The organism is Affinundibacterium seohonense (genome assembly GCF_014284305.1).
Taxonomy (GTDB): domain Bacteria; phylum Pseudomonadota; class Gammaproteobacteria; order Burkholderiales; family Burkholderiaceae_D; genus Undibacterium; species Undibacterium seohonense.
Genome location: NZ_JACOFW010000040.1, coordinates 1 through 19,605, shown reverse-complemented (window position 1 = coordinate 19,605; position 19,605 = coordinate 1). Strand labels below are relative to the sequence as shown.

At 46.2% G+C, this 19,605-nt stretch carries 16 protein-coding genes; 7 read left to right on the top strand and 9 right to left on the bottom strand.

Annotated elements, in window-relative coordinates:
• Positions 1 to 202 (top strand): hypothetical protein (locus tag H8K52_RS19860; RefSeq protein WP_222613857.1); only part of this gene is annotated, 202 nt, incomplete at its 5' end.
• On the opposite strand, the gene H8K52_RS19855 is transcribed toward H8K52_RS19860, so the two are convergent.
• Both H8K52_RS19855 and H8K52_RS19850 read right to left on the bottom strand, forming a co-directional pair.
• Positions 177 to 560, bottom strand: a complete 384-nt coding sequence (locus H8K52_RS19855; RefSeq protein WP_186924658.1) for a hypothetical protein — start codon at positions 558 to 560, stop codon at positions 177 to 179. The two genes, H8K52_RS19860 and H8K52_RS19855, sit on opposite strands and share 26 nt — an antisense overlap.
• 981 nt (positions 561 to 1,541) lie before the next feature.
• A complete protein-coding gene (locus H8K52_RS19850; protein ID WP_186924657.1) occupies positions 1,542 to 1,937 on the bottom strand; it encodes a hypothetical protein in 396 nt (131 codons plus the stop codon).
• Positions 1,938 to 2,082: 145 nt separating this feature from the next.
• Between H8K52_RS19850 and H8K52_RS19845 the strand changes: the two genes are divergently transcribed.
• Positions 2,083 to 3,096 (top strand): integron integrase, encoded by a 1,014-nt coding sequence (locus H8K52_RS19845; protein ID WP_186924656.1) that lies wholly within the window; start codon positions 2,083 to 2,085, stop codon positions 3,094 to 3,096.
• A gap of 236 nt (positions 3,097 to 3,332) precedes the next feature.
• Here H8K52_RS19845 and H8K52_RS19840 read toward each other — a convergent pair whose 3' ends face one another.
• On the bottom strand, positions 3,333 to 4,586 hold the full coding sequence (locus tag H8K52_RS19840) for a DEAD/DEAH box helicase (RefSeq protein WP_186924655.1): 1,254 nt from the start codon (positions 4,584 to 4,586) through the stop codon (positions 3,333 to 3,335).
• A gap of 157 nt (positions 4,587 to 4,743) precedes the next feature.
• Here H8K52_RS19840 and H8K52_RS19835 point away from each other — a divergent pair, with 157 nt between their 5' ends.
• Positions 4,744 to 6,867: a dipeptidyl-peptidase 5 gene (locus tag H8K52_RS19835; RefSeq protein ID WP_186924654.1), complete on the top strand. Its 2,124-nt coding sequence runs from the start codon at positions 4,744 to 4,746 to the stop codon at positions 6,865 to 6,867.
• Positions 6,868 to 6,957: 90 nt separating this feature from the next.
• Here the strand turns inward: H8K52_RS19835 and H8K52_RS19830 are convergent, their stop codons facing one another.
• The 4 genes from H8K52_RS19830 to H8K52_RS19815 form a co-directional block, all read right to left on the bottom strand.
• Entirely contained in the window at positions 6,958 to 7,437 is a 480-nt protein-coding gene (locus tag H8K52_RS19830; protein ID WP_186924653.1) for a GNAT family N-acetyltransferase, read from the bottom strand.
• 59 nt (positions 7,438 to 7,496) lie between these two features.
• On the bottom strand, positions 7,497 to 8,390 hold the full coding sequence (locus H8K52_RS19825; protein WP_186924652.1) for a pirin family protein: 894 nt from the start codon (positions 8,388 to 8,390) through the stop codon (positions 7,497 to 7,499).
• Positions 8,387 to 8,794: an OsmC family protein gene (locus H8K52_RS19820; protein WP_186924651.1), complete on the bottom strand. Its 408-nt coding sequence runs from the start codon at positions 8,792 to 8,794 to the stop codon at positions 8,387 to 8,389. Before H8K52_RS19820 ends, H8K52_RS19825 begins: the two co-directional genes overlap by 4 nt.
• A 74-nt stretch (positions 8,795 to 8,868) precedes the next feature.
• Complete coding sequence (locus H8K52_RS19815; RefSeq protein ID WP_186924650.1) at positions 8,869 to 9,774, bottom strand: DMT family transporter; 906 nt, start codon at positions 9,772 to 9,774, stop codon at positions 8,869 to 8,871.
• A gap of 207 nt (positions 9,775 to 9,981) precedes the next feature.
• Here H8K52_RS19815 and ilvD point away from each other — a divergent pair, with 207 nt between their 5' ends.
• On the top strand, positions 9,982 to 11,856 hold the full coding sequence (gene ilvD / locus H8K52_RS19810) for a dihydroxy-acid dehydratase (protein WP_186924649.1): 1,875 nt from the start codon (positions 9,982 to 9,984) through the stop codon (positions 11,854 to 11,856).
• Positions 11,857 to 12,096: 240 nt separating this feature from the next.
• On the opposite strand, the gene H8K52_RS19805 is transcribed toward ilvD, so the two are convergent.
• Both H8K52_RS19805 and H8K52_RS19800 read right to left on the bottom strand, forming a co-directional pair.
• Positions 12,097 to 13,044, bottom strand: a complete 948-nt coding sequence (locus H8K52_RS19805; protein ID WP_186924648.1) for a hypothetical protein — start codon at positions 13,042 to 13,044, stop codon at positions 12,097 to 12,099.
• A gap of 1 nt (position 13,045) precedes the next feature.
• On the bottom strand, positions 13,046 to 13,381 hold the full coding sequence (locus H8K52_RS19800; protein ID WP_186924647.1) for a PadR family transcriptional regulator: 336 nt from the start codon (positions 13,379 to 13,381) through the stop codon (positions 13,046 to 13,048).
• A gap of 150 nt (positions 13,382 to 13,531) precedes the next feature.
• Here H8K52_RS19800 and H8K52_RS19795 point away from each other — a divergent pair, with 150 nt between their 5' ends.
• From H8K52_RS19795 to H8K52_RS19785, 3 genes are all read left to right on the top strand, one after another.
• The gene (locus H8K52_RS19795) at positions 13,532 to 14,161 is read left to right on the top strand and encodes a hypothetical protein (RefSeq protein WP_186924646.1); all 630 of its coding nucleotides are present in this window, start codon (positions 13,532 to 13,534) and stop codon (positions 14,159 to 14,161) included.
• Between the two features lie 422 nt (positions 14,162 to 14,583).
• Positions 14,584 to 16,977 (top strand): YCF48-related protein, encoded by a 2,394-nt coding sequence (locus H8K52_RS19790; RefSeq protein ID WP_186924645.1) that lies wholly within the window; start codon positions 14,584 to 14,586, stop codon positions 16,975 to 16,977.
• Positions 16,978 to 17,126: 149 nt separating this feature from the next.
• Complete coding sequence (locus tag H8K52_RS19785) at positions 17,127 to 18,950, top strand: DUF4214 domain-containing protein (protein ID WP_186924644.1); 1,824 nt, start codon at positions 17,127 to 17,129, stop codon at positions 18,948 to 18,950.
• Positions 18,951 to 19,605: the final 655 nt, after the last annotated feature.

The window sequence follows — 19,605 nt, the reverse complement described above, 5'->3', positions numbered from 1 at the left end:
TTGTATTAAAAAAAACCATGTCAACTTCAGGCAAAACTTGCGCATGAATAAAAAAATCATCGATTGGGATGATTACGATGGAACCAATGGTTCTTCTTTGGCGAGCTACCATAATGACCTGCTAACGTTTGAGTTGTGGGGCGGCGCAGCCGTCCGAAACGAACGACCAGTTATGCCTATTTTGGCCAGTTTGCATCAATAATCTCCGGTTCGGTTTTTGAAAATATACTGACGCAAGCACCTGCTGTAACAATGATCCATTCACGCTGTGTCTGATCATAACCAAGTCTTTTGTTTTCTTCCATTGCCCATCCACCATCGAGAACCTCAAGCACTGGATAGCCTTTGGGGAAATCATCATCGAACCAATATGTCGCTAACTGCACTTCATCCAAAAGCCTAAACCCGTCAACTTGCGAGAACTTGACCTCAATTCCGTCGTCACGGTTACGGTTCCGAAGAACACGTACGACCAAACAGCCATTGTAGACAACGGATCGAATATCCGCGCCCCAGTCAAACTGTTCGAGACAACCAAATGGCTTAGCTTTGATAGGCATAACTATTTAACTGAAGGGCATCGCGGTTTTTGCGATGTCCCTTTCCGGTGAAACGTTCTCTGGAATAGAGAGCGGCGAGCAACGGCAAAGCAATTTCATCCACGAACTCTCCAAAATTTTGCCCGCTCAAATGCTTTATACCTGAAGCGATGATCGCCTGTCCGAATCAACGACTCGTCGTTATTCGCGCTGGTGTTCATCGCTTCACTAAATAGCATTTTTTTCGAGCTGTATAAACATACAGTTATTGTGTACTATATTTGGTTACCCAAAATTACACACTAGCTCTCTATTTCCAGGGAACGCGGATTTGAGAGGCGCGCGCCAATCAGTAAATTTTAAGAAAGCGCTTATTCGCGCGTCATTTTCGAAAGTCATGTTAAACATCCTCGAACGCATTAGACTATAACTCAAGAATCGCTACAAAATATTGCAGGCTTCACCTGACCAATCCCTGATTCAATTTCTTTATTTCTATGTCCAATTGCATGACAAGGAATTTCGCGAGTAGTAAAACTTGGAATGCCCCTATGTTCCCATCCGAATGAATCAAACGTAAAGCCTCGCGTTTTTCCATCGGATGTTCGTACGATCAGTTGCCACACTTCCGAATCTTCTCCTTGTGCTTGCGAAAGCACACCGAAAGAGATTCCTGATTGTACTGAAGTGCTAACGCATGACCGAGCAACGGATGGGTCATCTTGCAATCCGATCGCGCCGCAATTTTTGGCCCCCAGTGGCATCAAATTTGCAGCTGTGCGACTAACCGTATCCCGCCACTGATTTAAACTTGGTTGCACAGGGGAATTGAAATGAAGTATCGCAAGAATTATTCCTATGCAAGAAAGCACCAAAGACACAACGAAAAATTGGGATGCTCGCAACATGATGTTTAACGATTTAGTTGAGAGGCGCGCGCCTCGAAAATTAAATGTGAAGAGACGCGAATTCGCGCGCTCTTCTCGAACGACCTGTTAGAGCTCAACCTTTTACCTCTATACGGCTTATGCCAAATTTTTTAGCAAGAGAGACCAAGATTGGAGTGACGATAAAAAAAAAGAGCAACAATTTCAATACACCATATTGATCATCATCCACAGTGATGATGCCGTTATCGCTTTGAATAGAGACCGTAAAAGGAATATCAAACGAAATTGGAATCAAAACGTAGGTTTGGGTTTTCCGTATGTTGGTTACAGTTCCATCGGAACTAAACTTACTACTCGAAGAAAAAAGTACTGAAATTGATTTTGGATAGTTCGAAAGTTCTTTGTCTGCAATGTCCCATTGGCAAATTTTTTGAAAAGCTCCGAAGGCGACGATGAACAAAATCGAAAAGAGGATCGTCTTTTTACTCATCGAAATACGAGGTTTCATTTGTGAGCTCTAACGTGTTTTCCGCGACCGTTCGTCGAATAAAACCGACACAGTTCGCATAAATGTTTTAAAAATATTCTTAAAATCCTTTTGCAGTAAGGCTCTTGATAGATATACTGTATATTTAATCAGTATTAAATTTTCTATGAAAACCGTCACTACAATCCCTTTGCATTCTACCAAGCTTCTGGATCGAGTCAAGGAAGCAATTCGGTATAAGCACTATAGCGCCAGCACTGAACAAGTGTATGTGTATTGGTGTCGTTCGTATATTCGCTTTCATCAACTTAGGCATCCAAAAGACATGGGCGCGGCAGAGGTGGCGGCCTTTCTGAGCTATCTCGCCAATGAGAAAGCGGTGTCGGCATCGACGCATAAGCAAGCACTCGCGGCACTTCTATTTTTATACAAACATGTTCTTCGCATTGATCTACCTTGGCTTAATGCGATTGGTACGCCTCGTGCGAGTCATCGCTTGCCCGTCGTGCTGTCCACGGAAAATATCAGCACATTGTTTTCTCATTTGTCTGACGTGCATTTGTTATTGGCGAAGCTGCTATATGGTACAGGGATGAGGCTCAATGAGGCGCTCAATTTGCGCGTCAAAGATTTGGATTTTTCGAATCAGACTATTACCGTGAGAGAGGGCAAAGGGAAGAAGGATCGCAGCTTAATGCTGCCAGTTGTGTTGCTAGACTTGCTCAATGCGCAGCTGGCGTTTGCCAATAGCATGTGGGCCAAAGATCGTGCTGGTAATGTCGCTGAGGTCGCTTTGCCGCCGAACATCGCTCGTCTCTATCCGACAGCGGGACAAACTTGGCCTTGGTATTGGGTATTTCCACAGGCGCGCTATATGATAGATGCAGCATCCGGCAAGAACGTTCGCGAGCATTTGACTGATCGCAGTTTTCAACGTGCTTTTACTACTGCAAAAGTACAGGCTGGCATCAACTTAGCCGCCACGCCACATACCTTACGCCACTCGTTTGCTACCCATCTGCTGCAATCAGGCTGTGATATTCGTACGGTGCAAGAGTTATTGGGGCATGCCGATCTAAGTACCACAATGATTTACACGCATGTTCACCAGATTCGTGGCAAGTTATGTAGCCCTTTGGATAGTTTATATAGTTCTTCAAGTGACCCAATTCACACGTAGGTTGGATCACCTGATTAATGGCGGATCGATTGTTTTATGGCGACACGATTCGCTTTATTGTGAGGCTTATCTATATTCGTGGCACGTATCCATGTTGGGCTTCGCTTTGCTCAGCGCCAACCTACCTGCGGCTTTTTACATAGCTTGGGGTAACAAATGCCCGATATCATTGACTACACAATGAGTAGTCAGTGTGAGAGTCGCAGACACGAGTGCATCCAGAAAACGATACAAACTCACTTCAACATCTGCGCCCGCAGTTTGTCTTTCTTATTCGGGCGCTTGCCTTTAATTCCGCCGTTTGGATCAGCTGGTTTAGCGGTTTGCGCTGACGCCAGTTTGTCTTCGCTAGGAACAAATCCCTCAATCTGTTCGCGCTCGACTTTGATGTTGTGGCGTTTTTCGATTAAGCGGAAATGGGCTTCGTTGGCGGGATCGGCGCAGATAAAGCTGATTGCTAAACCTGCTTCACCAGCGCGGCCTGTGCGGCCGATGCGATGGGTGTAATCATCGCTGGAGCGGGGTAAATCAAAATTGACGACGACCGGTAATTGATAGATATCGATACCACGTGCGGCGACGTCGGTGGCGACTAGGATTTTGACGCGGGATGCTTTGAAGTCGCTGATGACTTGACTGCGTTTGCCTTGAGTTTGTTCACCGTGAAAAGCTTCGGCGCTGATGTGAGCGCGGCGCAATTTGGTCGACAATAAATCCGCCGCATATTTGGTGGCGACAAAGACCAAAACGCGTGACCATTTTTCTGTTTGAAATAAGTGTTTGAGTAGTTGGGTTCTTTGCGTGGCCTCGACCATGATCGCGCGTTGTGTGATGTCGGGTTTGCTCTCGTCGGTATCGGGGATATTGATACGAGCTGGATCGTTCAATAACACTTGTGCTAACTCGGCGACATTCGGCGCGAAGGTCGCTGAGAAGAAACAGTTTTGTCTTTGTGTGGCTAATAGCGCCAAGACTTGTTTTAGCTCATCGGCAAATCCCAAAGCCAACATGCGATCTGCTTCATCTAATACGAGGCAAGACACTTGATCTAACTTGATCGCATTTTTGCTATGTAAGTCAAGCAAACGTCCTGGCGTTGCCACCACGATGTCGGCACCACCGCGCAAATGCAGCATTTGCGGATTAATTGAAATGCCGCCAAATAAGACTGCCAGTTTAGGAGGATGCGCAGCACCCAGACTCAGGCTGCGCAGAGTGTCGCCAACTTGTACGGCTAATTCTCGGGTCGGTACCAAGATCAATGTTTGCACCACTCGGGTTTGACTATGGCCTTGCTTGAGGTAGCGTTCTAGCAAAGGCAAACAATACGCGGCGGTTTTTCCTGAACCTGTTTGCGCGGTTGCTAACACATCGCGACCAGCTAACATGACGGGTATAACATCTTGTTGAATCGCGGTCGGCTGTGTATAGCCGCGCGTTTGAATGGCATTGAGTAAGGTATTGGAAAGACCGAGTTGAGAGAAGGGCATAGTCGCAGTGTAGGGAGGGGTAAGCATTTACCGATAGGCGAGATTTTAAACGATATTGAGGAGCGAACTGCTTTTCCTTGGTGTATTCTCGCTGACGTTCGGTGTTATCCGCGAATCTGGTGCGTCTTTTAACTATTGAAAAAGTAAGGATGAAATAATGAAAATAAAATATGCCTACGCTAAACAAGCTTTGCAAAAAGCGGCGCTGGTGGTTTTTCTCACTAGCAGTGTTGGTGCTTTCGGTGTCGCCCATGCTGACACCTCGGGTCGTGCAATCACACCACAGGATTTGTGGGCGGTGAAGCGGGTTGATAATCCTGTCGTATCTCCTGATCAAAAGTGGATTGCCTTTACGGTGCAAACTTGGTCGCTAGAGAAAAATCGTGCGCAGAATAATATCTGGTTGATGGATAGCCAAGGCCGCAATCAGCGTCGCTTGACCACCGCAGAAGCTAGCGATAGCGCAGCAGTGTGGAGCCCGGATGGTAGCCGTATCGCCTTCACCTCGCGCCGTAGCGATGATGAAGCGCCTGCGCTTTACATTTTGCGTTTGGATGGTGGCGAAGCTGAAAAAGTCTTAGAACTGCCGTTTGGTGTAGTGAATCCACAATGGCATCCAAATGGAAATAGTTTAATTGTCGGTACTAAGGCGATTCCAGCCCTCAAAGGGAAGTGGAGCGCCGATGATATGCAAGCGATGAAAAAAGAAATGAAGCGTCGTCGCGACAGTAAGATGACGGCAAAAGTCACAGAGGATCGTGTGTATCGATTCTTTGATCATTGGCTCACTGACGAATTGTCTGCGCATTTCTTACAATTGGATTTGAACAATAAATCGCTCAAAGATTTGACCCCGCAATCGAAAGACTTATTTAGTTCTTCCAGCACTTTTGATTTTACGATTTCACCAGATGGCGGTACGCTGGTCTACAGCAGCAATTCCATCCCTGCACCGCATCACGAAGCAGATAATCCCGATTTGTTTTTGTTGAAACTAGACGACCTAGGTAGCGCAAAAAATATCACTAACGAGAATCGTGGACCTGACTCGTCCCCTAGTTTTTCTGCCGATGGCAAAAGCATTTACTACACACGCACCAATACGCCTTTGTATGACGGTAGCTCGGCAAAATTGTGGCGCTATGATGTGACGACGGCAAAACATAGTCCAGTCACGGAAGCGCGCGATTATTCCATCGCTGAATTTCAAAGCACCAAAGACATGAGCAAATTGTGGATGGTCGCGGAAGACAAAGGCGAGACTAGTATCTTCAGTAGCAAGAATGATGGCAATCAATTTGAACGCGTGATTCGTGATGCCGGCATCTCCAAACTGAAAGTGCTTGGCAATCAGCTAGTATTTTTGCGTAGCAGTTTTGATCGTCCTAACGAAATCTACACGATGGATGTCGCATCCAAAGCGGTGCGTCAATTGACGCATTTCAACGATGAGTTAATGGGAAAATTAAAGCTCGGCAAAGTCGAGTCTTATCAATTCAAAGGCGCGAACGACAACCTCGTGCAAGGCTGGTTGATTTTGCCGCCTGACTACGATAAAACCAAAACCTATCCTTTGCTACAACTCATGCATGGCGGTCCACACACCATGGTGGGTAATGCGTTTAACTTCCGCTGGAATGCGCACGCGATGGCAGCGCCTGGTTATATCGTAAGTTGGGTCAATCGTCATGGTTCGACCGGTTTTGGTGAGCAATTTGCGCGTAGTATTAATTCGGAGTGGGGTGTTAAGCCTATGCAAGATATCTTGCGCTCGAATGAGTATCTGATGCAAAAATTGGGCAATATTGATAGCAAGCGTATCGCAGCTGCAGGTGCGAGTTATGGCGGTTATTTGGCAGCCTGGTTGGCAGGTCACACTGATCGCTTCGTCACGATTATTGATCATGCCGGTGTCAACGATTTGGTCACACAATATGGTTCTGATTCGACCAATTATTCATTTGAAAAAACCTTGGGCGGCAATCCATGGAGCGATACCGAAGTGATGCAAAAGAATAATCCTATGTCTTATGCGAAGAACTTTAAGACACCGATGTTATTGACCCATGGCGAGTTGGATTATCGTGTGCCGTATGTGAATAGCACTGCGTTGTATGGTGTCTTGCAAGGCATGAAAGTGCCATCCAGATTAGTGATTTTCCCGAACGAAAATCATTGGATTTTGTCACCGCAAAATTCGGTCTATTGGTATTGGGAAGTACAAAATTGGTTGCAGCGTTATATTGGCGGTACACCGACTTTGGTTCAGCCTAAGTTTTAATCAGTAAAAATGCCAGCATAAAATGTAATTCACATGCTGGCATTTTTTTCGATGACTAGTTTTTTTGATGATAGTACAAATCAGCGCAAATCAGTACAGGTAAGACATCAAGAGTTCATCGATGTAGCGATCTTCGTTTTTTAAATACGTATATTTTCGCAGCACACCTTCCGCTTGAAATCCGCACTTCTCATACAAGTTAATCGCCCGCTTGTTATCGACGCTGGCACTCAATTCAATTCTCGCTAACTGCAAAGATTTTCCTAGTGCGATGATGTCGTCGAACATGGTTTTCGCATGACCCTTGCCAGCAAATTCGGGAGCGATTGCAACCCCACCCAAATAGGCGATATGTGCGGTTCTATGTTTTAAGGGAATCAGTTTAAACATACCTGTTGCTACCGTGTCGGCGTAATAGACATACAGCACGGCGTCCGCGAGAAGTTGCGCGTAGATCGGGGCAAAGCTGGCTTTGTCCATAGGGTCATACAGCAAATACGGGTTGACCTCGGGATGCATATAGAGGCCGTAGATGAAATCGAAATCGTCGGAAGTGGCGGGGCGTTGCATATTGAGAACTCACTGGTAGGTGCTGGTATTGTCGATAGGTGTTAATTTAATGCGTAGCGTTAAGGTCTAGGTAAAGGAATCCGCTCATCCTCCCCAGGCACTTGCCCCATCCCCAAACCACTATCACCAGCCTCCCAAGCCAATGCCGCCGCATCAATATCTTCCTTATGACTAGCAACAAAATTCCACCACATAAAACGATGTCCTAAAGCCTGACCGCCTACCAATACAAAGCGTGTCGGACGCGCACCATTGCTAATACTTTGTTCCTGATCGATGACTAACATCGTATGTGATTCCAATGTTTCGCCGGCGACTAGGACTTCACCCTCAATCGGATAAATCGCCTGCTCGTCCGCCAGCATCGGTAATTGCCATTGGCTATTCGGTGGCAATTGAATATCGAGATACAGTGTTGGTGACAAAGTCGGTACGGGCGAGCTAGCACCGAATGCGCTTCCGACTAGTACGCGTATGGTCGCATTGCCATTCGTGATTTCAGGTATAGCGGAAGCGGGTGTGTGGCTAAACGAGGCGGGGATTTTTTCTTTATCTTCGGGTACCGCTAACCATAATTGCAAACCGTGATTGATGTAGGTGTCATGCTTTTGTTCTTCAGGCTTGCGCTCTGAGTGGACGATGCCACTACCAGCGATCATCAAATTAATCGCGCCGGGTTCTATGCGTTGGGTGTAGCCGAGATTGTCTCTGTGCAGAATTACGCCATCGAATAAATACGTTAATGTCGCCAAACCTATGTGAGGATGTGGGCGTACATCGTGATTGTCTTCTGGCTTGACTGTGACCGGGCCGAAGTGATCGAAGAAGATAAACGGACCAACCGCCTGTCTTTTAGCGGAGGGCAATAAGCGACTAACGACAAAGCCGCCGCCTAGATCTTTGCCATGGGCCTTGAGTACTTTGGCGGGATCAAATGGATCGTCGGTACTCATTTTGCACGCTCGACTTTCGTGGTAATTTCGGTGGTGACGCTAACCATTAGTTTGTGTACCGGGCATTTTTCTGCGACGACACTGAGCTGGTGAAATTCTTCATCACTGATCTCACCATGGATAATCAAGTGCGTGCTTAATCGGTAAATACCTTGTCGTTCTTCACTGTCATCGCGTTCTATTCGAGTATCTATGTGAGTGACCGCAATATTTTTTTTGCGGGCGAACCACATCACTGTTAGGGCCTTGCATGAGGCTAGTGCGGCATCGTACAAATCGTGCGGACTAGGACCGAGATCTTCACCACCGTCGGCGATGGATACATCCGTAGTCAGTTGATGATTTCCCATATGCAGTGTTTGTGCTAGTTGGGCTTGGGCTTTACTTTCTAAGTGGATGTCCATAATGCTCCTTGTTTGATGAATCTATGTTTAGGCTCATTTTAACCAAGCCAGTTCGTGAATGTTGATGCTAGCGATTAAACTTTTTGTTTCGAAGAAATGATGATACCCGCGACGATGAGTAAGAAGGCGACACCATGATACCAATCCGGTAGTTCTCTCAAAATGGCGGCAGATAAAATAGTTGTGAATAAGGGCGTCAGATTGACAAAAAATCCTGCCACGTTGGGCCCGGCTTTTTGTACACCAGCGCCCCAGCAGCGAAACGCGATTAAGGCGGGGCCAATCGCGACGAAAATAATTGCGGCCAATAATTGCCAACTCCACTGTATGTGGTAATCGATGAGTGCCCATTCTCCGGCAGCAAACAATCCCGACCAGGTCACACCAAAGCTGATTTGTGCCAGCAAAAAATATGTCCAGTGCGGACGTAGTTCTTGATATTTGCTCTGATTAGTGAGTAGCCAGCTATAAAACGACCACGCAATGGTGGCGGCGATCATTAGCAGGTCACCAGCAACTAAATGTAAGGCGAGCAGATGTTCGAGTTTGCCTCGGCTTAATACGAAGAGCACGCCAACAATAGAGAGTACTGCGCCAGCGATTTGCAGCAGACGTATTTTGGCGCCGAAGAACAGCCAGCCGACCAGCATCATCCAAACGGGCATGCCTGACGCGACTAGCGTGACATTGATAGGGCCAGAGCTTTGTAATGCGGCATATTGCAGGGCGTTGTAGATACCGATGCCCAATAAGCCCAAGACCGCATAGTGTTTAGCATCGCGCCAAAGACTGCTGCCTGTTTTGAAAATAGGATACGCAAACGGCAGCAAGATAAAGAATGCACATACCCAGCGGAGAAAATTTAAGATCACAGGCGGAATGTCATGATAGATCACACGACCGATGATGGCATTCGCCGACCACAGCAGAGGCGGGATAGTGAGTAGGATGATGGTGCTGAGTGTGAGTTTTTGGCGCATTAAGTTTAAAGATGAGAGTGACGTGATTTATTACTGGTTTTGCAATTTCGTACTTGGCTTTTGAGAGTTATGAGTATGCAGTGATGTAAATGTGAGGATTGATACTTATTCCGACTTAATGATGATTATTTTAAATATTTGACATATTAAATGCTTTGCTTCAATCTTACATTTTGCTTTTTCTATTCTATCTGTTGAGGTGATCCCATGCCCATATATCGTTCCCGAACTACCACCCATGGCCGCAATATGGCAGGTGCCCGCGCTTTATGGCGTGCTACTGGCATGAAAGATGGCGACTTTGAAAAACCGATTGTGGCGGTGGTTAACTCCTTCACGCAGTTTGTGCCTGGGCACGTGCATTTAAAGGACTTAGGTCAAATGGTGGCACGTGAAATCGAAGCGGCTGGCGGTGTGGCAAAAGAATTTAATACCATTGCGGTGGATGACGGTATCGCGATGGGGCATGGCGGCATGTTGTATTCACTGCCTTCGCGTGAGTTGATTGCAGATTCGGTTGAATACATGGTGAATGCGCATTGCGCCGATGCCATGGTGTGTATTTCCAATTGCGACAAAATTACGCCGGGTATGTTGATGGCAGCGATGCGTTTGAATATTCCTGTGGTATTTGTCTCCGGTGGTCCTATGGAAGCGGGTAAGGTGTTAGAGACCTTGCATCCTAAGCAAATTGGCGAGCAAAAAATCATGAAGATCGATCTTGTCGACGCCATGATTAAAGCGGGTGATAGCAAAGTTAGCGATGAAGAGATTGGTCGCATCGAGCGCTCTGCCTGTCCAACTTGCGGTTCGTGCTCTGGCATGTTTACTGCAAATTCGATGAACTGTTTGATGGAAGCTTTGGGTTTAGCTTTACCGGGTAATGGCACGATTTTGGCGACGCATGCTGATCGTAAAGAATTATTTTTGCGCGCAGGTCGTTTGATCGTGGATTTGGCGAAACGTCATTACGAACAAGACGATTACACGATCTTGCCACGCTCGATTGCGAACAAAGCGACTTTCGAAAACGCGATGGCGCTGGATGTGTCGATGGGCGGTTCCACCAATACCGTTTTGCATTTATTGGCTGCCGCGCATGAAGCTGGCGTCGATTTCAAAATGGCGGATATTGATCGCATTTCGCGCAAAGTCCCATGCTTGTGCAAGGTCGCACCGATGACCGATAAATATCATATCGAAGACGTGCATAGAGCTGGTGGCATCATGGCGATCTTAGGCGAACTGTCGCGTGCAAATTTATTCGATACCACTCGCCCAACTATTCATGCAGCGAGTTTTGCCGAAGCGATCGCGCATAACGATATCGCGGTCAGTGATGATGCAGCAGTCAGAAAAATGTTTATGGCCGCGCCGGGCGGCGTACCAACGCAGACCGCATTCTCGCAAGATAAACGATTCGATAGTTTGGATGTAGATCGCGCCGAAGGTTGTATCCGCGATTACGAACATGCCTATTCCAAAGACGGTGGTCTTGCGGTGTTGTACGGTAATCTGGCGGAAAAAGGTTGTATCGTAAAGACTGCAGGCGTCGATGAAAGTATCTTGACGTTCAGCGGTAAAGCGCGTGTCTTTGAAAGCCAAGATGATGCAGTCGCTGCGATTTTGGGCGATACCGTACATGAAGGCGACGTCGTGATTATTCGCTACGAAGGTCCGAAAGGCGGTCCGGGGATGCAAGAGATGTTGTATCCGACGTCGTATATTAAATCTAAGGGCTTGGGTAAAGCTTGTGCCTTGTTCACCGATGGTCGTTTCTCTGGTGGCTCCTCTGGTTTGGTGATTGGTCATGCTTCACCTGAAGCGGCCGAAGGCGGAGCGATTGGTTTGGTTGAAGAGGGCGATCAAATCTTGATCGACATTCCAAATCGCAGCATACGTTTGGATATTAGCGATGAGACATTGGCAGCACGTCGCGCAGCGATGGAAGCCAAAGGTCCATTGGCATGGCAGCCAGTCAATCGTGATCGTTATGTGTCGCAGGCTTTACAAGCTTATGCGGCGTTGGCGACTTCAGCTGATCGTGGGGCGGTGCGGGATATTACGCAGTTGCGTCGTTAGTTGAGGACTCTTGCTCCCTTCTCTCGTAAGCGGGAGAAGGGCTGGGGATGAGGGAGGTTGGGCAAATGAAACGATTTTTTATCCGTACACTTTAAATATTGCGCACGACATTTAAAGAGCATTTTTGCAATCTGAGTTTCCCTCACCCTAACCCTCTCCCGCAAGCGGGAGAGGGGATTTTATCGCTATCTCGACTTGTGAAATTATTTATGTCCAAGCATGAGCTAAAGACAATTTCAACTACGCTTGTAGACCTTGGCTTGGACTAGGCTTCACTTGCCGCACGAACTCCACTACGATAAGCAACAGCGAAAACGCCACGATCAAACCCATGAAAAGCTTTGCTGTTGAATCGCTGGCAGGGGACATCATGATCGTTCCATCGACAATCGCCCAAGTCATCACTGCACAAGTGAGCACGCTGAAGCCGGTTTCAATTCGTCGCAGTAAAGGTGTCCAACGACCCTGAATCATGACCGCAAAGTAAAACGGAATATTCAGTAGCACCAATGTCAATAGGTAAGGTGCCTGACGCTGCAAAAATGACTCGGTGTAAGTTAACGCTGTATAGGCAGCCGGTGCCGCTTTGCCGCCCCAGATAACATCTAAGATCCACGTCGGGTTTATCAGTAAATAGATACCGCACAGCATGGCAGTTAATCCTAAAGCCACCGCAACTCGCCCCCCTGTAATCGCGTCTTGCGCGCGCGGTTGCCATGTGGATTTGATGGGGGAACGTTGACGCGCCCACGATGCCATGCCAAAGCCGACGACTAAAACACCAGGCCACCAAAAAGATGGAATGACTGTTTTCCCCCACCATAAACTGAGTGCGCGAATGAAGTCTGTTCCGGAATGGATAGGCTGGCTAAAATTAGCTAGCAATCCTAAACTCCAAATCAACACCAAGCCGACGATTGTTAAGCGCAAGAATTTGCCGCCGTCCGCTGGATCAATAATGGTAACTGCTGGTTGATAGCGTGCAGCGACTTCGTTTGGATGTCCAAAGTTTTGCAAGAAATCGATGACGATTTCAGCGTCAAGTTGGCGACCGGATTCCTCGGCTTTGGCCTGACACTCTTCCAGTAACAAAGCACGCAATTCAAATGCTACATCGTTACGCAGTTTGCGCGGTAACTGCAATGCGACCTCATTGACATACGATGTGATGACATCATTCGCGTTCATATTAGTCCTCCTGTAAAAGTCGTCCCATGACATCGTTCATGCCTTGCCATGACTCTGTCAGTCTCTTCAATAATTTCTTACCATCTGCATTGAGGGAGTAGTAACGCCGTGGCGGACCGTCTTCTATCTTCCACTCACTTTGCAGCAAGCCCTGCGTTTCTAATCTGCGTAGCAGAGGATATAAAGTACCTTCCTCAATCGCCATACCTTGTTCGGCCAAGGCTTGACGCAGCTCATACCCGTAGCGCGGTTTGCGCAACTGCGAGAGCGTGGCAAGTACCACCACGCCGCGTCGCAGTTCGAGTTCTAGTTTTCCGAAGTTATCTGTAGTAGCCATGTGGTGCACTGTACTGTGTGTTGCACAGTAAGTCAAATTTTTTTTCGAATTGCAATAGTGAGTAGTGGTATTTATACTGTTTCACTCTCATGAGAGAGATCATTTGTATTCTCTTAATTTAAGATCCTATCTATCGGCCACGGAACAGTTTTGACATCAATTGGTATCATTTTTTCGCCATCGAGTTTTGACGTGCTTGCTCAATTACAGCGATTTTTTATCGGACTCATCTCGAGCATAATTCCCCTATTGTTTTGTGCAGGACTATGGATCGACAAACAAGCGACGGTGCAATCGCCAACCATGATTCGTACCCACTTGATCCTGCTTAAATCAAAGCCTGTGGTTAACAATCCATCAGTTCGCGCAAAGACAGTCAGTGCCGTGGATGCACCCAAAATCGCGATTCGACGTAAGCGAACCTCAAGTACTTTGTCCGTTTCAGAATTGACGGACGTTGTGCAAGCAGATCATTCCACGCTTGAAGTTACTGAGCCACTTAGCCGCGATGTGACATTGCCAGAATTTCGGCGTGAGGCAGCATTCAATGCCTATCAGGACTCACGTTCTGAAATACAAAAGATGGCGGACCGTAAGGGTCTGAACTTAAGGACACAAGCGCCGACAAAATATGATGATTTCCAATCGGCGGCTGCTCGCGCTGTGATTCCTGATTGCTTAGAAAGAGGCGCTAGTTCTAAATTGGGATTAGATTCGCTAAAGGGTTTACTGATTGTGCCCGCTCTTGCATTGTCGGCGATGCGAGGGAAATGTAAGTAAAACAAGCGAGATGTTTTCTTCAATTCATCACTGGAACTTGTTCATTGAGCGCCGATCATTTTTTGCAAAATAGCCTTGAATGCAGGATTGACAGAATCATTAGCGTCAAGCGTTCGCAGCGAATCTTGTCATCATTGCGCACGCCAATACTTTAGGCTGAAAATCTTTTGAATAGTGTCACGTAACTATATTTGTTTCTGCGTCTGCCTAAGCCTGCGCTTGATCGTAAATATCTTGCAAACATTCAGAAAATTGCCTGCATCTAATGCGCTAATCGTTGAAATCTCCGAGTCGTTGCTGCTAGCGTGGATGTATTGGGTATGTCGATTATGTATTAAGTTATTTAAATTAATGTATGTATTTTAATCACGTATAATTATCATTTTATTAGGTATTTTTTTATGTGATTTTAAGGTGTATTCATGTTGAATCGATTTTTTACTAGCCGTCTATCAATGGTATTGGCAGTCGCTGCAGGATTACTGATCAGCGCTTGTGGCGGTGGCAATGATGACAAACTTTCGCCTCCGCTAGCAGCTGCTGTCCTGCCAGAAATCCTGAGCATTAGCGCGCCACCGAATCCAGATTTATCCGAGGCTGTCGCCTATACGCATAGTGCAGCAACCATGTCTGGATTGACATTTGTTTGGAATTTTGGTGATGGCAGTAACAGCACTGAAGCAGCGCCTAAGCATCGTTATAGCAAAGCTGGCGACTACGAAGTCAGTCTGATAGTCAGTAATTCGGCCGGTCATTCTAAAGAATCAAAAATCAAAGTCAGCGTGAATAATCTGGCGGGCGTGCGTGGTTTAGTGTGTAGTGGCGCCAATGATACTGGTTGGTGCTGGCAGGCGCCTCAACCTAGTGGAAATTATGCAGATAATTTTATGTTCGCTAATTTGAATACTGGATGGCGAGTTGGTGGGGCAGGCGATATTTTTAAAACTGCAGATGCAGGTAAAACTTGGGTTCGTCAAATTAGTGGCGTCAATGCAAGCTTGTTTGAGGTCAGAAATTTTGACGATAAAATCGTATGGGTGCTGGGAGATAAGAAAACGCTCTTGCACACAATCGATGGTGGTGCTCACTGGCGCGCATTACCTAGCCCTTTAGCTGTCGGTAGCCAGCGCAGATTGGATAGTAGTCAATTTTTGACGGTGTTGTCGGCATCAAATCTTTTGTTGGAAACCGACAGTGCCAGCTATTACAGTGAAGATAGTGGATTGACTTGGGATACCTGGCAAATCACGATGCAGGAGAAGACGGCGCTCGGCATTGTTTACGGTGTGCAAGGATCGGAGTTACTTCGATCAATTCCCACGGGTCGTCAACCACATCAAGTCCTTAAGTTAGAAGACGAGAAGGGCATTCGTTTATCCCAGGTGAGAATCGGTTTGGCGGGAGAAAATGTCGTCCTCGTGCGAGGTAAAACGCCAGATCAATTGATCAATAACGTGCTTCAGGTTGGCAAGGCTATGGCATGGCGTAGTGACGATGCAGGTATGCATTGGACTGGATTTTCCGTCAATGGTTTGCCTGCGGGTAGTGACAATAGCAAACTCTATTCTCTCGATAAAGATGGCAAAGTTTGGCTGACTTTGCATGAAGGAAAAATATATCGTTCAGAAGACGGCGGGGTGAATTGGAGTACGCGCTCTGAATCGCGTCAATTCAATGCGAATACCTCACCCAGTGCCGATCCTTACTTTGCGCCTTTTGGGAGAGTATTGTTCGATGGTTCAAGAGTATATGTAGTCTATAACTACTCAGGACTTGATCAATATAGCGACGATTTGGGTAAGACGTGGTTTCCTATGAAGTATCCGCTTTCTGATGATGGCAATACAGCATTACTGGATGATATACAGGTAGTAAATGGCTTATTGATCTTGAATGAATTTTATACTGGTGGTTTTGTGAGTACGGATAAGGGGAATAGCTGGACGAAGGTACTTACCAGACCCCATCCGATCCAACCTGCCTACCATGCCGCCACCTTTGCTGATACTAAGAACGGTTTATTGGTCAATGCCGTTGGCGAGATCAAAGCTAGTCAGGACGGCGGAAAGACATGGAATATCAACAATAACACGCTTCCAAACAGCTATGGAGACAAGCTTTTAATACAGTTTGTAGCATCAGGTACCGCTTTTTTGCTATGGAAAGATGGTTTGATTTATAAAACCCAAGATAAGGGCATCAGTTGGTCATTTGCTGGACCTAGCCCAGCATCGACTAATTTTGGATTTTTTGATGAGAAAAACGGATGGGCTCACATAGGTATCGATCTCTGGCCCGTAGCTATCACCAGAGATGGTGGTAAGTTTTGGGATGTTTTGATTTCTCCCTATCGTCAGATCAACAGCGTATGGCTGGACAATACCAGTACGGTAACGATAGCCAGTGATGCAGGCTTGATTTCTCAGTCCAGTGATGGTCGTGCAGGATGGCAGCAACGCTACACCGGCATCAATAAAAACCTCCGCAAGGTATATTCCTTCGATGGAAAAATAATGTGGGCGATCGGTGATAGTGCCACCGTCTTGCGTTCAGACGATGCTGGGCTCAATTGGAAACCGGTGCTCGTTCCCGGGCAGCTTAACTTTAACGACATTCAATTCGCGGATGCGAAGACTGGCTGGATTGTCGGGCAACAAGGCTTCGCTTTGGCCACGCAAGATGGTGGTGTCACTTGGAAACAGCAAAACACTGGGACCAATGTTGACTTGCTCAAAGTACAGTTTGTCGACACCAAAACAGGTTGGCTGGTCGGCGCTAATGCGACTTTGTTAGCGACCGGAACTGGTGGATTTTGATGCGAACTGATAATGTAAGTAAAATTAGATACACTATCCCTGCTATCAAATCGTTCAGCAGTTGGCGCGGAATGCAGCCAACTAATTCATCAAAATTTAGTCTATGCTAGATCGATTCTGGCACTGGATTTCTTAAGTTTTTCAAAACTATGTCTACTACTATTTCAACGCAAAAAGAAACAGTCATCCCTTATCCTTATAGTGGAGACTATCGAATTGATGTGTTGCTTGAGTCGCCAAACGTACGCTGGAATGTAGGAGCGGCGCTTGGGACGCCAACAGTCGTCACTTACAGTTTTATGCAAAGTGCGCCGGGCTATGCGGATGCGAAAGAACAAAAAGGATTTATCCCTTTTTCTGTCGAGCAAAAAGCTGCTACACGTGAGATTTTGAAGTTAATTTCCCAACAGATTGGTTTGCAGTTTGTTGAAGTGGAAGATACTGCTGTAGCCTATGGAAAGATTCGATTTGGTAACAACTCGCAAGGTGATACCAGTGCCGCCTATGCCTATCAACCTGGCTTAAGTGAATTAGCAGGCGATTTATACGTCAATGCGGATAACCAGAATGCGTTAACGAATGTGCAGCCTGGTACAGCTAATTGGTCTACCTTGGTACATGAGATAGGACACGTCTTAGGGTTGAAGCACCCGGGCAATTACAATGCTGGTGAGGTGGCAAGTTCAGTCCCAGACAATTTTTTGGCGAGTGCGGAAGACAATACGCTCAACTCTATTATGTCGTATACCGATGCACCGCAAAAACAAGAACGGGTATTTTTTGCCAAATACGATATGTTGGCCTTAGCGTATCTGTATGGCAGTAAAGCGTATCAAGCAGAAGATACGGTCTATCGTCTGTCAAATAGTGATGGCGATACACTTATATTGATTAACGATACCGGCGGCGTCGATACTTTAGACCTGTCTGAAATATCGTTAGGGACGATTATCAAATTCAAAGATGGAATCATTCTCTCGGCTACAGGTGCGCAAATTGATTTGATGGCAGGCGCCAATTCATCCGTTGGAATGACGACTGATAATCTTGGACGCAGCGTGAATGCGAACGACAATATGTCAATTGCCTACAATACGATCATTGAAAATGTAAAAGGCAGCAAGTTCAATGATGTTGTTAAGGGGAATGAGTGGAATAATCGTATCGAAGGTGGCTCAGGGAGTGATTGGATAAATGGTGGTTTGGGAATCGATACCGCTAAATACACCGCGCCAAGGAATCAGTATTTGATTGAAAAAGACAATTTTGGTAAGAGTCTAGAATTCATTGTTGCAAATAGCAAAGATAGATATGACACGGACATTCTGTTGTCGATGGAATACCTGCAATTCTCTGATATGCGTATCGATTTGAAAATTGGCGAGGTCGCCAGAACAGTTGGTGCAGTCGCTGTAAAAAATATTGCGGAATTGTATGTGGCTTACTTTAATCGTGTTCCTGATGCGGAAGGGATGAATTACTGGCTTACTCAATTTAAAAATGGCAGTTCGATCGAAACCATAGGCAAGTCATTTTATTCTGCTGCAGTCAGTCCGATGTTTAGTGTATTGACCGGCTACACGGTAGAAATGACGAATGTCGATTTTGTTAAGGTGATTTACAAGAACGTCTTGGGACGTGATGAAGTCGATCAGGACGGCTTAGACTATTGGAGTGCCGCGCTGTTAAAAGCTGAAGGAACTTTGGGGGCGGAAACACGTGGGACTTTGATCAATACCATACTCAATGCCGCTCATGGGTTCAAGGGAAATGCCGAATTGGGTTGGGTGGCAGATTTGCTCGACAATAAATTTGCAGTGGCGAATTATTTCGCAATCGAGCAGGGAATTAGTTACAACTCACCAGAGGAAAATTTTCAACGTTGTGTCGATATTGCGGCAGCGGTGACCGCAATCGATACTGTCGCAGCGATTAAACTAATCGGCATACAAGACTCCGGTTTTTCACTGTAGATGTGAGGCAGCTCATTTCTACAGCGAAAGAGGAATAGGAAACTAGGGGCTATTGAGCTATTGAACTTAGTAAGCTTGAAGGTCTGTAGCGGCTTTTTGTTCACCTATGTCGCGTATCCAAAAAATGTCGACACGAGCATAAAAAACAATTCTATTCGCTGCCAGCGGTGTTTGCAGCCTTGGTGGAAATATGTTAACCGTACTATGTTTGGGTTGTGTGTTGTGCCCGCACAAAAAACTTAAGTGCGTGGGAACATGGCACCGTCTCATCTTCTATGGCATGCGTCAAAAGTAAATGAGCTTTAAACTTTTCTCAATATTGACGCGAAAAAATAACGTGAACATCGCATTTTTTAGTGACATCGGACAAAATCAATCAGTAATCCATAATTTTCAAGGAATACACAAGAATCTAAAATAAATTCGCCATTCATGACGAAGTTGTTTTCATTCAACTAGCATCACGCCAAGTGCGACGATGCAGAATGTGACACAACAAGCTAAATAGTTCGCAAAGAAAGGCGACGTCGAGCCTGTAAGAATTTCTGTGTAAATGCCACGGAACAAGTTAGTGATCGTGTTTTTGAATACGATCACCGAACTCAATCATAAAACGATTTAAGGCCATACGCCAATTGTGAATCGGCATCGTCCA